Origin of the sequence: Mesorhizobium sp. J428 (assembly GCF_024699925.1) — a bacterium.
Classification (GTDB): Bacteria; Pseudomonadota; Alphaproteobacteria; order Rhizobiales; family Rhizobiaceae; genus Mesorhizobium_A.
Window position 1 is genome coordinate 3,177,880 of the sequence record NZ_JAJOMX010000001.1, and the last position, 13,361, is coordinate 3,191,240.

Genomic DNA, 13,361 nt, shown 5'->3' on the forward strand with positions numbered 1-13,361 from the left:
AGCGTATATAGATCGTATGGAAAGATTCCAAGGGGGCGTTCGGCCTAGCTTGGGGTGCTACGCAAGCAGTGGCCCGCCGCTCAGCTCCCCGCCCTTATCTCCAGCCGTTCCAGGTTCGGCACGAAGACGTGGCGGTTGCTTTCGATGACGATCACCCCGTCGGTCCGGAGCTTGGTGATCTGCCGGCTGACCGTCTCGATGGTGAGCCCGAGGAAGTCGGCGATGTCGGCGCGCGTCATCGGCAGGTCGAAGGTTGCCGATGCGCTGTCCGGCTCGGCGGTCGGATCGATATGGCGCGCGATCATCAGGAGATAGCTCGCGACCTTCTCGGCTGCGGTCTTGCGGCCGAGCGTGACCATCCAGTCGCGCGCCTCGTCGAGTTCCTTCAGCGTCTGCTCGAGCAGCCTGTGTTCGAGGCCGGGCGATTCACGGATCATCCGATCGATCGTGGACTTCGGGAAAGAGCACAGCAGCACCGGTGTGGCAGCCTCGGCGGTGATCCGGCTCTCGGACTTGAAGGGCCTGCCAAGGAAGTCGGGCGCGAACTGCAGGCCGACGATCTGCTGCCGCCCGTCGGCGAGCGTCTTGGTGAGCTTCACCACGCCGGACAGGATGTTCGAATAGCTCTCGATCCGCTCGGCGTCGGCAACGAGCTCCTGTCCCTCGGCTGCCTTGTGCTTCCACGAGGTCTTCGACAATGCGGTAAGCTGCTCGGGCGTCAGCGCGCCGCAGATGCCGCGGTGCCGCGCCTCGCAGGACAGACAGAGCACGGGCGTTCCGTCGGTGTGTACGTCTTTTCTCAGGTTCTGCGTGCCCATCATCGCCTCTGCCTTTGAGTTAACACCTCGGAATGGCTTTCGCGCTGCGGCAGACTGTCAGACCCGTCCGGACCTTGATCCACGTCAACGTGCGGGGCGTGCGAATGGTGCATCTGTCAGGCGAACAGAGGATCAGGCAGTGACATTCGCCCAGACCAGCCGCCTTGCCGAGACCGCGCCGCGCTACACCAGCTATCCGACAGCACCGCATTTCCACACCGGGATCGACGAGGAGGCCGTGACGCGCTGGATCGACGCCATTCCCGACGGCGACGCGGTGTCGCTCTATCTCCATGTCCCGTTCTGCGACCGGCTGTGCTGGTTCTGTGCCTGCCACACCAAGCAGACGCTGCGCTATGAGCCCGTCTCCCGCTTCCTGCGTTCGCTGCATGCCGAGATCGAGACCGTCGCGGCGGGCATCGGCACGCGCACCCGCGTCGCCGCGATCCATTTCGGCGGCGGTTCGCCGACCATGCTGGCGCCCGCCGACTTCCGCGAGTTGATGGCCCGCATCAGGGCCGGCTTCAAGGGCGCCGACACGGCCGAGCTTTCGGTCGAGATCGATCCCAACGACATGACGGAGGAGAAGCTCGACGTGATGGCCGGCGCTGGGCTGACGCGCGCCAGCCTTGGCGTGCAGGACTTCGACCCCAGGGTGCAGCGCGCGATCAACCGCGAGCAGTCCTTCGAGCTGACGCGCGCGATCGTGCAGGGCCTGCGCAACCGCGGCGTCCGCTCCCTCAACCTCGACCTGCTCTACGGCCTGCCGCACCAGACGGTCGACAGCGTCATGGCGACCGTCGGCCAGGCACTGACGCTGCGGCCGGACCGGATCGCGCTGTTCGGCTATGCGCATGTGCCCTGGTTCAAGAAGCACCAGACGATGATCGACGAGGCGGTGCTTCCGGACGGCGCGGCGCGGCTGGAGCAGTCGCTGGCCGCCGCGCGGCTGGTGATGGAGGCCGGCTACGCGCCGATCGGCATCGACCATTTCGCGCTGCCGTCGGACAGCCTGACGCTGGCGGCGCAGGCCGGCCGGCTGCACCGCAATTTTCAGGGCTATACCGACGACCCCTGCGAGACGCTGATCGGACTTGGCCCCTCCTCGGTCAGCCGCTACCGCGAGGGCTATGCGCAGAACATCGCCTCAACGCTGGACTACCAGCGCCAGGTCGATACCGGCCATCTGGCGATCGCCCGCGGCGTCGAGCTGACGGAGGACGACAAGGTGCGCTCCTGGGTGATCGAGCGGCTGATGTGCGAGTTCGGCTTCTCGTCGGAGGAGGCGCTGGCGCGCTTCGGCCGGGCCTGCGCGCCGGTGCTTTCGGAGGCGGCGCTGCTTGCGCAGACCGACCGCGACGCGCTGCGCGAGAAGGGCGGCAGCTACGTCGTCCCCGCCGGTGCACGGCCCTATGTGCGCACGATCGCCGCGCGCTTCGACGCCTATCTCGCGCGCGGCACGGCGCGGCATTCGCTGGCGGTTTAGCCGGACGCGTTGCGAACAAGCCATGAACGATGCTTCATGGCGGCATGAACCTCGCCGTCCGTGATTCGACCGCCGCTGCTCCGGTGAAGGACTATCTTTCCCGCCTCAACGACGGGCAGCGCCAGGCGGTGGAGCATGGCGACGGCGGCGTGGCCGCGCCCCTGCTGATCATCGCCGGCGCCGGATCCGGCAAGACCAACACGCTGGCGCACCGCGTCGCGCACCTGATCGTCAAGGGCGCGGACCCGCGCCGCATCCTGCTGATGACCTTCTCGCGCCGGGCGGCCGGCGAGATGAGCAAGCGCGTCGAGCGGATCGCCGCGGAGGTGATGGGCGACCGGGCGCGGACGCTGACGGAGGGGCTGACCTGGGCCGGCACGTTCCATTCCGTCGGCGCGCGGCTGTTGCGCGACTATGCGCTGGAGATCGGGCTCGACGCGGCCTTCACCATCCATGACCGAGAGGATTCGGCCGACCTGATGAATCTGGTGCGGCACGAGATCGGCCTGTCGAAGACCGAGAGCCGCTTTCCGGCCAAGGGCACCTGCCTTTCGATCTATTCCCGGACGGTCAACGGCCAGGCGGAGCTGGAGCCGGTGCTGGGGAAATACTTCCCGTGGTGCGCCGGCTGGGCGGACGAGCTGAAGCGGCTGTTCGCGGCCTATGTCGATGCGAAGCAGGCGCAGAACGTGCTCGACTACGACGACCTGCTGCTCTGGTGGGCGCAGATGTGCGCCGAGCCGGCGATCGCCGAACATCTGGGCTCCCGCTTCGACCACGTGCTGGTCGACGAATACCAGGACACGAACCGGCTGCAGGCGGCGATCCTGACCGCGATGAAACCGGACGGGCGCGGGCTCACGGTGGTGGGCGACGACGCGCAGTCGATCTATTCCTTCCGCGCGGCCGAAGTGCGCAACATCCTCGACTTTCCGAACCTGTTTCCGGAGCCGGCGGATGTCGTCACGCTCGACCGCAACTACCGCTCCACAGACGCGATCCTGTCGGCCGCCAACGCGGTGATCGGCGAGGCGCCGGAGCGGTTCGCCAAGACGCTGTGGACGGACCGCCGCTCGGCCGAGAAGCCGGCGATCGTTACCGTGCGCGACGAGGCGGGGCAGGCGAATTTCGTCTGCGAGAAGATCCTGGAGGCGCGGGAGGAAGGCATTGCCCTCAAGAGCCAGGCGGTGCTGTTCCGCGCCGCGCATCATTCAGGTCCGCTGGAGGTGGAACTGACGCGCCGCAACATCCCCTTCGTCAAGTTCGGTGGGCTGAAGTTCCTCGATTCCGCGCATGTGAAGGACATGCTGGCGGTGCTGCGCTTCGCGGAGAACCCGCGCGACCGCGTCGCCGGCTTCCGCGTGCTGCAGCTGATGCCGGGCATCGGCCCGTCGGCGGCGGCGAATGCGATGGAAGCGATGGAGCGCGCGCTCGATCCGGCGCTGGGGCTGCAGTTCTTCCGCCCGCCCGCGCGCGCCGAGACCGACTGGCCGGACTTCGCGGCGCTGTTTTCGGGGCTGCGCCAGAAGCCGGCATGGCCGGCCGATCTGGAGCGCGCCCGCCTCTGGTACGAACCGCATCTGGAGCGGACGCACGAGGACGCGGCGGTGCGCCGCGCCGACCTGTTGCAGCTGGAGCAGATCGCGGCCGGCTATCCCTCGCGCGAACGCTTCCTCACCGACCTCACCCTCGACCCGCCGGATGCCGTGAGCGACGAGGCGGGGCCGCCGCATCTCGACGACGATTATCTTATCCTGTCGACCATCCATTCGGCCAAGGGGCAGGAATGGACCAATGTGTTCGTGCTCAATGCAGTCGACGGCTGCATCCCGATCGACCTCGCGGTGGGCGAGAAGGAGGAGATCGAGGAGGAGCGGCGGCTGCTCTATGTCGCGATGACGCGGGCGAAGGATTCGCTGTCGCTGGTGGCACCTCAACGCTTCTTCGTGCACGGCCAGGCTTCGCGCGGCGACCGCCACGTCTACGCCGCGCGCACCCGCTTCATCCCGGACCACATCCTCGGACAGTTCACGCGTTCCGCCTGGCCGCCGCCGTCCGCCGCGCAGGGACGGGGGCCGCAGCCGGATGTCAGGGTGGACCTGAAGGCGAAGATGCGGGGGATGTGGCGGTAGGGCTGAGTAGGACAGAACCCGCCGGTCTCCAGCGCGGCAGGTTCCTTGCGCGACGCGAGCCGCAGGCGGTATGCTCGCCGAGCTTGGCGGCTGAGGGGGCGACTATGAGGGCTGCGGGACGTCGTCTCACCTTAACGGAGGAACTGGTCTCGCTGGTCGAGAGGACCGAGCCGGATCCCGGACCTGAGCCGGGCACTGTCGACCACAGTGCGGACGAGTTCTTCGCAATGGCGGGCGACCTCGTCTCGGCCGAAAAGCCGTCGGAACTGTGGGTCTTCGCTTACGGCTCGCTGATCTGGAATCCCGAATTCGACATCATCGAGTCCCGCCCGGCGATCGCCAAGGGCTGGCACCGGTCATTCTGCATCGCGATGACGCGCTGGCGCGGCACGCGGGACCTGCCAACCTTGATGATGGCGCTCGACCGTGGCGGCACGTGCAACGGGATCGCCTATCGCCTGCCGGACGCTGATCACCAGTCGCAGGTTGCGCGATTGCTGGAGCGCGAGATCGATGGCAACCCCCCGACCAATGTGCCACGCTGGATCACCGTCCGGACAGAGCGCGGGGCGGTACGCGCATTGACCTTTGTGGCCGACCGGAAGGGGCCGGCCTATGCGGGCAGGCGGGACCGCGACGAAGTCTCCGCGATACTGGCGCGCGCGGCGGGGCATTGGGGATCGGCGGCGACATATCTCCAACGCACGGTCAGCAAGCTGCACGAGCACGGCATATATGACCGGAACCTCTGGGCCATTCAGGCCCGGGTCGCCGAGCACATCATCGCCTCCCAGGGTAAGGGCGGGCGGTAGCCCGACGGCGGCACCGGATGATGCCGTATCGCCATATCCCGCCAGGCTGGCCGACGTTCCCTACATCACCGCCCCGATCTGCCAGGGCACGAACTCGTTGTCGCCGTAGCCGAGTTCTTCCGACTTCGACTTCTTGCCCGACGCCACGGCGAGGATCTCGTCGAAGATCTGCCGACCCTTCTCCGCCACGCCGACGCCCTCAAGGATGTCGCCGCAGTTGATGTCCATGTCGTCCATCATGCGCTCGTACATCGGTGTATTGGTGGCGAGCTTGATCGAAGGGGCGGGCTTGCAGCCATAGGCGGAGCCGCGGCCGGTGGTGAAGCAGATGATGTTGGCGCCGCCGGCGACCTGACCGGTGGCGGACACCGGGTCGTAGCCGGGCGTGTCCATGAAGACGAAGCCCTTCTCGATGACGGGTTCCGCATATTCGTAGACGGCGTTGAGCGTGGTCGAGCCGCCCTTGGCGGCGGCGCCCAACGATTTCTCGAGGATGGTGGTCAGCCCGCCGGCCTTGTTGCCGGGCGAGGGGTTGTTGTTCATCTCGCCGTCGAGGCGGCTGGTGTAGTCCTCCCACCAATGGATGCGCTCGACCAGCTTTTCCCCGACCTCGCGGGTGCGAGCGCGGCGGGTGAGGAGGTGTTCCGCACCATAGATCTCCGGCGTCTCGGAGAGGATGGCCGTGCCGCCGTTCTTGACCAGGATATCGGCCGCGACGCCGAGCGCCGGATTGGCGGTGATGCCGGAATAGCCGTCCGAGCCGCCGCATTGCAGCGCCAGCGTCAGCTGCGAGGCCGGTAGCGTTTCGCGCTGCGCGGCGTTGACCGCAGGCAGCATTTCCCGGATGCGCGCCAGGCCATGTTCGATGGTCTTCTTCGTGCCGCCCGTGTCCTGGATGGTCATGGTGCGGAAGGTGTCGCCTTCCGAAATGCCATAGGTCGATTTCATCCGACCGATCTGGAACACCTCGCAGCCGAGCCCGACCAGCAGGACCGCGCCGAGGTTCGGATTGCCGGCATAGCCCCATTGCGTGCGCTGCAGGATGTCGAAGCCCTCGCCTGAGCCGGCCATGCCGCAGCCGGTGCCGTGGGTGAAGGAGACGACGCCGTCGACGTTTGGAAAGGCGTCGAGCAGGCCGGAGCGCTGCGCGGCCTCCGCCATGAAGCGGGCGACCGAGGCCGAGCAGTTCACGCTGGTGAGGATGCCGAGATAGTTGCGGGTGCCGGCGCGGCCGCTCTCGCGGCGAAAGCCCTCGAAGGTCGACTGTTCCTCGACCGGCAGCACGTTTTCCGGCCGCGCGTCGGCGCAGAACTGATAGTCGCGCTCGAAATCGTGGAGATAGACATTGTGCTCGTGCACCCAGTCGCCTTTTTCGATCGGCTGGCTGGCGAAGCCGATGATCTGGCCGAACTTGCGGACCACTGCGTCCTTCGCGATCGCCCGGCTCGCCATCTTGTGCCCGAAGGGAATTCTTGCGCGCGCAACGATGCCTTCGGCGGCTGTCTCGCCGGCCTCGATGCGCTCGACGGCGATCAGCACATTGTCGTCGGCGCCGAGCCGCAGGGTCCTGGCTGTTCTGCTGTCCACGCTGCGCTCCCCGGGCGGTTGCCCTGCAAACTTGTATGGTAGTTTGCTCGAAAGGTATTGCGTGAGCTGGCCGTGCGCAAGCGGCAGGGTGGTCGCAGATCGAATGGCCGCGCGCGAAGACGGAGGGCATGACGCCCGGCGGATTGCGCTGGCCCATCCGCACAGGCCCGCTGGCTTCGCATTTGGCGCCGTGCAGGTCGGTTTCGCGACACTTTCGCGGCGGCGGGCTTGCCAGCATCCTGCACGATTCCGGGTCAGTCCTGCCATGTCGACGCAAGTCCGCCATCCGATCTGGCTTCCCGCCGTCAGGGCGCCGGGGGCAAGTACCTTTGCGCTGCTCTATGCGGTGGAATCCTTTGCGCGCGCGTCCGTCGCCAGCGTGATCCCGATCCAGGCCTACGAGCTGCTGCACGACAAGCAGGCCGTCTCGCTGCTCTACACCTTCGTGGCGTTGACCGGCCTGTCGGTGACGCTTTTCATGCCGATGCTGATCGTCCGCTTCGCAAGGCGCTGGGTCTACACCGCCGGCGTCGTCTCGCTCGCCATCGGCGCGGCGATGTTCCTGACCGATACGCTGGCCGGCCAGCTTCTCGGCATGCTGTTCCGCGTCATGGGGGCGAGCGCGCTGTCGATCACGCTCAACCTCTACATCATGGACCACATCGCCAAGACCAGGTTTATCGAGGCCGAATCGATGCGCATGGCGTGGTCGACGCTCGCCTGGACCGGCGGCCCGACGATCGGCGTGTTTCTCTACAGCCATTTCGGCCTGTGGGCAGCCTATGGCGTGGTGGTGATGTTCTGCGCCATCCTGCTCGCTCTGTTCTGGTATTTCCGGCTGAGCGACGACAAGGCGATCCGGCCGGGCGTGGCCAAACCGACGAATCCGCTCGCCAATATCGGCCGCTTCCTGGCGCAGCCGCGGTTGCGGCTCGCCTGGGCGATCGCCTTCGGCCGCTCCTGCTTCTGGACCACCTTCTTCGTCTACGGTCCGATCCTGATGGTGGCGACGGGGCAGGGCAGCCTCGCGGGCGGCATGCTGGTCTCGGCCGGCAACGCGCTGCTGTTCTCCGCGCTGCTCTGGGGCAAGGCCGGCCGGCGCTTCGGTGCGCGGCCGACCATGACCTTCGCCTTCGCCGCGGCGTCGCTGATGCTGTTCGCGGCCGCCGCGTTCGGCGAGGTCGCACCGCTTGCGGCCGGCGGCTGCCTGCTTCTCACGGCGTTTTTCGTCATCGCGCTGGATGCGCTCGGCTCCACCGTCTTCATGCGCGCGGTGCGGGTGCACGAACGACCGCAGATGTCGGCGGTCTACCGCACCTATCTCGACCTCTCGGAACTCCTGCCGCCGCTGGTCTATTCCGTGGTGCTGGCGTTCACCGGGCTCGGCGGCGTGTTCGCCACGCTCGGGCTGTTCCTCGCCTTCTGCGGCTGGCTGACGTGGACATATGTGCCGAAGGGGCTATAGCCGCCCGGGACGGCGCCCGGGCGGCTGTCGCCTAAAGACCGCAGGCCCGCCTGATCGCCAGCTGGACAGGCGACGGCGGCAGTGCCGGATCGAACTCGCCGCTGGGCAGAAGCGGCGGCTGCGCCATGAAGCGGGGCCGGCCGGCGCGGTTCGGCTGGGCCGAGTGCACCAGGAAGGGATGGCAGAGATAGACCGTGCCGGCCTCGCCAGTCGCCAGCGCCTCGTCGCAGTGCGCCGTCGACGCGAAGCCGTCCGCGGCGAGCTCGCCCAGCGTCATGCCGTCCTCCCCGCGCGGCAGGAGCTGCCGTGCGATGTCGAGATGCGACCCGGCTCGTATCTTCGTCGGGCCGTCGGCCTCCGTCACGTCCGAGAACAGGAACAGCATGAGCAGCGCCCGTCCGCGGCTTTTGACGTTGACCCGCCATTGCATGAAGTCCGGAGCGTCGGTGCCGAAGCTTACATCGACGTGCCACCCCGCATCTCCGGGATCGTCGGGCGAGGGGAAACGGACGGGAAATGTGCCGAGGCCCGCCGGCGCGATCCAGCGCCCGGCGCCGACAAGCGTGTCGTGCGCGGCGTGCAGGGCCGGCGTGTTCGCCGCCGCCACGAAAGGCGGCGCCGTCATGAACGGAAGCCGGACGACCGGCTTCGTCCAGCCGGCGGGCTCGTCCGGCGACAGGCCCATCGCCTTCCAGAGGATGTCGCGGGCCTCGGCGGCGAGATCGGCGCCGAATGCGCCGGCGAGACTCAGATAGCCGCGTTCGACGAAGTGTTCGACCTGGGCCGCGCCCGGGCCTTGCTGATTGATTGCAGGCATTCCATGCTTCTCCTTCGGAGGCCGCCTCGCGGCTCCGGCAAATCATCTCGGCGCGTTTCCGCGCCCCGGCTCATGCGCGGGTCAGATGATCGGGAAAAAGCTGGACATGAACATCATGCAGGCATTCTAGGGTGGGCGGGGCGTGCCGGCAAGGCACGGATTTGATTGCCGAGGTTGACAAGTCGCGGCCCAGACCCGATGCCGGGCGCAACGGAGCAACAATCGTGACGGCACAAGACAGGGCGGAACTGGCGGGAGGAGACGGGCTGTTCGCGCGGCCGTGGGTGTTCATCCGCGGCGTGCCGGCGATGAAGTTCCTGCCGCCGGAAGGGCCACCGGAGATCGCCTTTGCCGGCCGCTCCAATGTCGGCAAATCGTCGCTGATCAATGCGCTGGTCGGCCAGAAGGGACTGGCGCGCACCTCCAACACGCCGGGCCGCACGCAGGAGCTCAACTACTTCGTGCCGGACGGCCATTCGGGCGAGGGCGCCGACCTGCCGCCGATCGCGCTGGTCGACATGCCGGGCTACGGCTTCGCGCAGGCGCCGAAGGCGCAGGTGGACGCCTGGACGAAGCTGGTCTTCGATTATCTGAAGGGCCGCGTGACGCTGAAGCGCGTCTACGTGCTGATCGATTCGCGTCACGGCGTGAAGGCGATCGACGACGAGGTCCTGTCGCTGCTCGACAAGGCGGCGGTGTCGTATCAGATCGTGCTGACCAAGACCGACAAGATCAAGCCGCCGGCCGTGCCGAAGCTGGTGGCCGGGACGCTGGAGAAGATTCGCAAGCGCCCCGCCGCCTTCCCGACGGTGATCGCCACCTCGTCGGAAAAGGGCGAGGGCATGCAGGAACTGCGCGACGCAATCCTGCTGGCGGCCAGCGGCGGGTGACGGCGCAGTCCCGATCGCCTCGTCAAAGGCTCATCCCTCCGCCCGCGCCTTGAGCGCGGCGTTCATGCGCTCGAAGTCGGCGCGGAAGCGGTTGGTGTCGATCGCCCAGAGAAGCACGCCCCTGAACGCCTCGCCGTGGACGAGGCGGGTGCCGGTCGCGGTCTCTTCCAGCAGGAAATAGTGCTCGCCGTCGAAGATTCGCGGGAAGACGAGCCGGCCGAGCCAGCGCAGCTCCCTGTCCTTTTCGGCGGCGAGCACGGTCGGGCGGAAGGTCATGGCGCTGCCGCCCGCCGGCTGCATGGTGTTTTCGAGCGTCGCGCCGACTTCCGGCGTGCCCTTCATGGCAACGATGAACGGGTTCCATTCCGGATAGGCCGCGCCGTCGGTCAGCACCGACCAGACTTTTGTGGGCGGCGCGTCGATCATCACTTCGGTGCGGACGTCGTTGCGGGGGGCGAGCGCGAAAGCGGCTCCGAGCGCGGCGACCACGGCGGCGGCGGAGAGGAGAAGCGTCTTCATGGCAGGGTCCTTCGGGTTCGATCCAGTGGATGCGCTGCACCCTGGACAAAACCTAGGACGAACTGGCCAATACGAAAATTGTGGAAATCTGTTTGGATGATATACAGAAACGTATGACAACGTCCGATCTCGGCTGGGAATTCTGGCGCAGCTTCCTTGCCGTGGCGCGCACGGGCTCGCTGTCGGCGGCCGCGCGGTCGCTGCGGCTGACCCAGCCGACGCTCGGCCGGCATGTCGACGCATTGGAGGAGGCGCTGGGCGAGCCGCTGTTCGTGCGTTCGCAGCACGGGCTCCAGCCGACGGCGCTCGCATTGTCGCTGGTTCCGCATGCGGAGGCGATGGCTTCCGCCGCCGACAGCCTGCTGCGGACCGCGTCGGGCGAGGCTGAGGGCGAGCGTGGCACGGTGCGGCTGGCGGCGAGCGAGATGATAGGCATCGAGGTATTGCCGCCGATGCTCGCCCGCTTCCGTGAGCGGTATCCGGGCATCGTGCTGGAGGTGGTGCTGTCGAACCGCAACGAGGACCTCTTGCGGCGCGACGCCGATATCGCCGTGCGGATGGTGCGGCCCCGCCAGGCCGCGCTGGTCGCGCGTCATCTGGGCGCGGTCGGCATCGGTCTCTATGCGATGCGGGATTATCTCGCGCGCCGCGGCGTGCCGCAGACTGCGGCCGAGCTTGCGACGCATACGGTGGTGGGCGTCGACCGCGATAATGCGGCGCTGGAGGCGATCCGCATCGGCGGCGAGCCGGTGTCGCGCGAGCTGTTTTCCTATCGCTGCGACAGCGACATCGGCCAGCTCGCGGCCGTCCGCGCCGGCGTGGGCATCGGCATCTGCCAGCACGGCGTGGCCGCACGCGACCCGGACCTCGTGCCTGTCCTGCCCGACCTGTTCCACTTCAGCCTCGACATGTGGCTCGCGATGCATGAGGACTTGCGCTATTCGAGGCGCGTGCGGCTGCTGTTCGACCATCTGGCGGCAGAGTTGCCGGCCTATGCGAAGACCGGGCGGCGTCCGGCGAGAGGGAAGAACGACGCATGAATCTCTCCGAGCAACTGGGCGCGGGACTGTCGGGCATCGAGCAGTTGCGCGCCATCATGGCCTCGGGCAGGCGCGCCGGGATCGCCACGACGATGGACTTCCGCCTCACGGTGATCGAGGACGGCTTCGTCGTCTTCGAGGGAACGCCGGGGCTGCATGTCTACAACCCGATTGGCATGGTGCATGGCGGCTACGCAGCGACGCTGCTCGATTCGGCCTGCGGCTGCGCCGTGCACACCAAGCTGAGCGCGGCGCAGGCCTACACCACGCTCGAACTGAAGGTGAGCTATCTCAAGGCGATGACCGCCAATACCGGCCCGGTGCGGGCCGAGGGAAAGGTGATCCAGATGGGCCGCCGCGCCGCCTTTTCGGAAGGGCGGCTGGTCGACGCCGCCGGCACGGTCTACGCAACGGCGACGTCGTCGCTGCTCGTGATGGAGCGCAAGTAGATCAGGCGCCCTGCGCCGGGTGGAAGGTCAGCGCCAGGCCGTTGATGCAGTGGCGCATGCCGGTGGGCTGCGGGCCGTCGTCGAAGATATGGCCGAGATGGCCGCCGCAGCGGCGGCAGTGGCATTCGGTGCGCGTCATGAAGAAGGAACGGTCCTCCCGCGTGCCGATCGCATTCGGCAGGGACTCCCAGAAACTCGGCCAGCCGGTGCCGGATTCGTATTTCGCGTCAGACGAATAGAGCGGCAGGTCGCAGCCGGCGCAGTGGAACAGGCCCTTGCGCTTCTCGTGGTTGAGCGGGCTGGTGCCGGCGCGCTCCGTGTCTTCGTGGCGCAGCACCTGGTAGACGTCCGGCGGCAGCTGCGCCTTCCATTCGGCTTCGGTCTTGGTGATCTCGAATTCGGCGGCCATCGCGGATCCGCCACGGCCACGCAGCATTGAGCCGCCGGCGAGAACCGCGGCGGCGCCAGCGGACAGATACAGGAACGCGCGTCTGTTCATGGTGTGCTCCTCCAGGCCGCTTCTACATTGGCGCGGCCGTCACGGCGAAATCAACTCAGCTTGAGCTGCCCGCGCCTGTATCCGGAGAAAGACGGCGCTCCGCCCTCCGCGACACGCGCGGAAGAGGGAGCGCCGGACGATCGCGCAGGCTCTCGGGGGTGCGATGGACCCTGCGCGAGCGACGGGAATCACATCTTCGGCAGAGAATACCTTGTCGATGACGTGGATGACGCCGTTGGACTGGTCGACGTCGGCGATCGTGACGGTGGCCACGCCGCCGGTCTCGTCGGTGAGCGTGATCTTGTCGCCGTCCATCTTGGCCTGCAGCGTGCAGCCGCCGACGGTCTTGACCGGATGCGTGCCGCCATCGTCCTTGATCATCTTGCCGATCGCGTCCGACATGGCGTCAACCGCCACGACGTGGCAGGTCAGCACCTTCGTCAGCATCTCCTTGTTTTCGGGCTTGAGCAGGTTGTCGACCGTGCCGGCCGGCAGCGCGGCGAAGGCCTCGTTGGTCGGCGCGAAGACCGTGAACGGGCCGGGGCCCTGCAGCGTCTCGACCAGGCCGGCGGCCTTCACCGCGGCGACGAGCGTGGTGTGGTCCTTGGAATTGACCGCGTTCTCGACGATGTTCTTCTCGGCATACATCGGCGCGCCGCCGACCATCGGATTGGCGGCATGGGCGACGCCGGCAAGGGCGGCGAAGGCGACAGCGGAGGCGAGGACGGAAGACGTGAACTTGCGCATGGCGTGACTCTCCTTGGGTTGTTCCCCGGGCTGGGGATGCAGGGAGCTACGGAAGCCAGGGAGACAAAGTTTCGCGGAGGTGCGGTCACGGTCGCGTGAT

The 13,361-nt window shown here is 67.4% G+C and carries 12 protein-coding genes and 1 pseudogene; 7 read left to right on the forward strand and 6 right to left on the reverse strand.

Going from position 1 to position 13,361, the window contains the following annotated elements:
- Positions 1 to 80: 80 nt before the first annotated feature.
- Positions 81 to 818, reverse strand: a complete 738-nt coding sequence (locus LRS09_RS16030; RefSeq protein ID WP_257807808.1) for a Crp/Fnr family transcriptional regulator — start codon at positions 816 to 818, stop codon at positions 81 to 83.
- 139 nt (positions 819 to 957) lie between these two features.
- Here LRS09_RS16030 and hemN point away from each other — a divergent pair, with 139 nt between their 5' ends.
- From hemN to LRS09_RS16045, 3 genes are all read left to right on the forward strand, one after another.
- On the forward strand, positions 958 to 2,304 hold the full coding sequence (gene hemN, locus LRS09_RS16035) for an oxygen-independent coproporphyrinogen III oxidase (RefSeq protein ID WP_257807810.1): 1,347 nt from the start codon (positions 958 to 960) through the stop codon (positions 2,302 to 2,304).
- A 44-nt stretch (positions 2,305 to 2,348) separates the two neighbouring features.
- The gene (locus tag LRS09_RS16040; protein ID WP_257807812.1) at positions 2,349 to 4,436 is read left to right on the forward strand and encodes an ATP-dependent helicase; all 2,088 of its coding nucleotides are present in this window, start codon (positions 2,349 to 2,351) and stop codon (positions 4,434 to 4,436) included.
- Positions 4,437 to 4,663: 227 nt separating this feature from the next.
- Complete coding sequence (locus LRS09_RS16045; protein WP_257807814.1) at positions 4,664 to 5,248, forward strand: gamma-glutamylcyclotransferase; 585 nt, start codon at positions 4,664 to 4,666, stop codon at positions 5,246 to 5,248.
- Positions 5,249 to 5,308: 60 nt separating this feature from the next.
- Here LRS09_RS16045 and LRS09_RS16050 read toward each other — a convergent pair whose 3' ends face one another.
- Entirely contained in the window at positions 5,309 to 6,835 is a 1,527-nt protein-coding gene (locus tag LRS09_RS16050; protein ID WP_257807815.1) for a UxaA family hydrolase, read from the reverse strand.
- Between the two features lie 265 nt (positions 6,836 to 7,100).
- Between LRS09_RS16050 and LRS09_RS16055 the strand changes: the two genes are divergently transcribed.
- A complete protein-coding gene (locus tag LRS09_RS16055; RefSeq protein WP_257807816.1) occupies positions 7,101 to 8,300 on the forward strand; it encodes an MFS transporter in 1,200 nt (399 codons plus the stop codon).
- A 31-nt stretch (positions 8,301 to 8,331) separates the two neighbouring features.
- Here the strand turns inward: LRS09_RS16055 and LRS09_RS16060 are convergent, their stop codons facing one another.
- Positions 8,332 to 9,117: a phytanoyl-CoA dioxygenase family protein gene (locus tag LRS09_RS16060; protein ID WP_257807817.1), complete on the reverse strand. Its 786-nt coding sequence runs from the start codon at positions 9,115 to 9,117 to the stop codon at positions 8,332 to 8,334.
- A gap of 221 nt (positions 9,118 to 9,338) precedes the next feature.
- On the opposite strand from LRS09_RS16060, the gene yihA reads away from it, so the two are divergent.
- Positions 9,339 to 10,007, forward strand: a complete 669-nt coding sequence (gene yihA, locus LRS09_RS16065; RefSeq protein ID WP_374684920.1) for a ribosome biogenesis GTP-binding protein YihA/YsxC — start codon at positions 9,339 to 9,341, stop codon at positions 10,005 to 10,007.
- A gap of 30 nt (positions 10,008 to 10,037) precedes the next feature.
- On the opposite strand, the gene LRS09_RS16070 is transcribed toward yihA, so the two are convergent.
- The gene (locus LRS09_RS16070; protein WP_257807819.1) at positions 10,038 to 10,526 is read right to left on the reverse strand and encodes an SRPBCC domain-containing protein; all 489 of its coding nucleotides are present in this window, start codon (positions 10,524 to 10,526) and stop codon (positions 10,038 to 10,040) included.
- Positions 10,527 to 10,639: 113 nt separating this feature from the next.
- Between LRS09_RS16070 and LRS09_RS16075 the strand changes: the two genes are divergently transcribed.
- A complete protein-coding gene (locus tag LRS09_RS16075; protein ID WP_257807820.1) occupies positions 10,640 to 11,566 on the forward strand; it encodes a LysR family transcriptional regulator in 927 nt (308 codons plus the stop codon).
- Positions 11,563 to 12,015, forward strand: coding sequence for a PaaI family thioesterase (locus LRS09_RS16080; protein WP_257807821.1), 453 nt, complete (start codon positions 11,563 to 11,565; stop codon positions 12,013 to 12,015). The genes LRS09_RS16075 and LRS09_RS16080 overlap by 4 nt, the downstream gene beginning before the upstream one ends.
- A 1-nt stretch (position 12,016) precedes the next feature.
- Here LRS09_RS16080 and msrB read toward each other — a convergent pair whose 3' ends face one another.
- Complete coding sequence (gene msrB / locus LRS09_RS16085) at positions 12,017 to 12,514, reverse strand: peptide-methionine (R)-S-oxide reductase MsrB (protein WP_257807822.1); 498 nt, start codon at positions 12,512 to 12,514, stop codon at positions 12,017 to 12,019.
- Positions 12,515 to 12,702: 188 nt separating this feature from the next.
- Positions 12,703 to 13,261 (reverse strand): annotated as a pseudogene (locus LRS09_RS16090) (fasciclin domain-containing protein).
- Positions 13,262 to 13,361 lie beyond the last annotated feature (100 nt).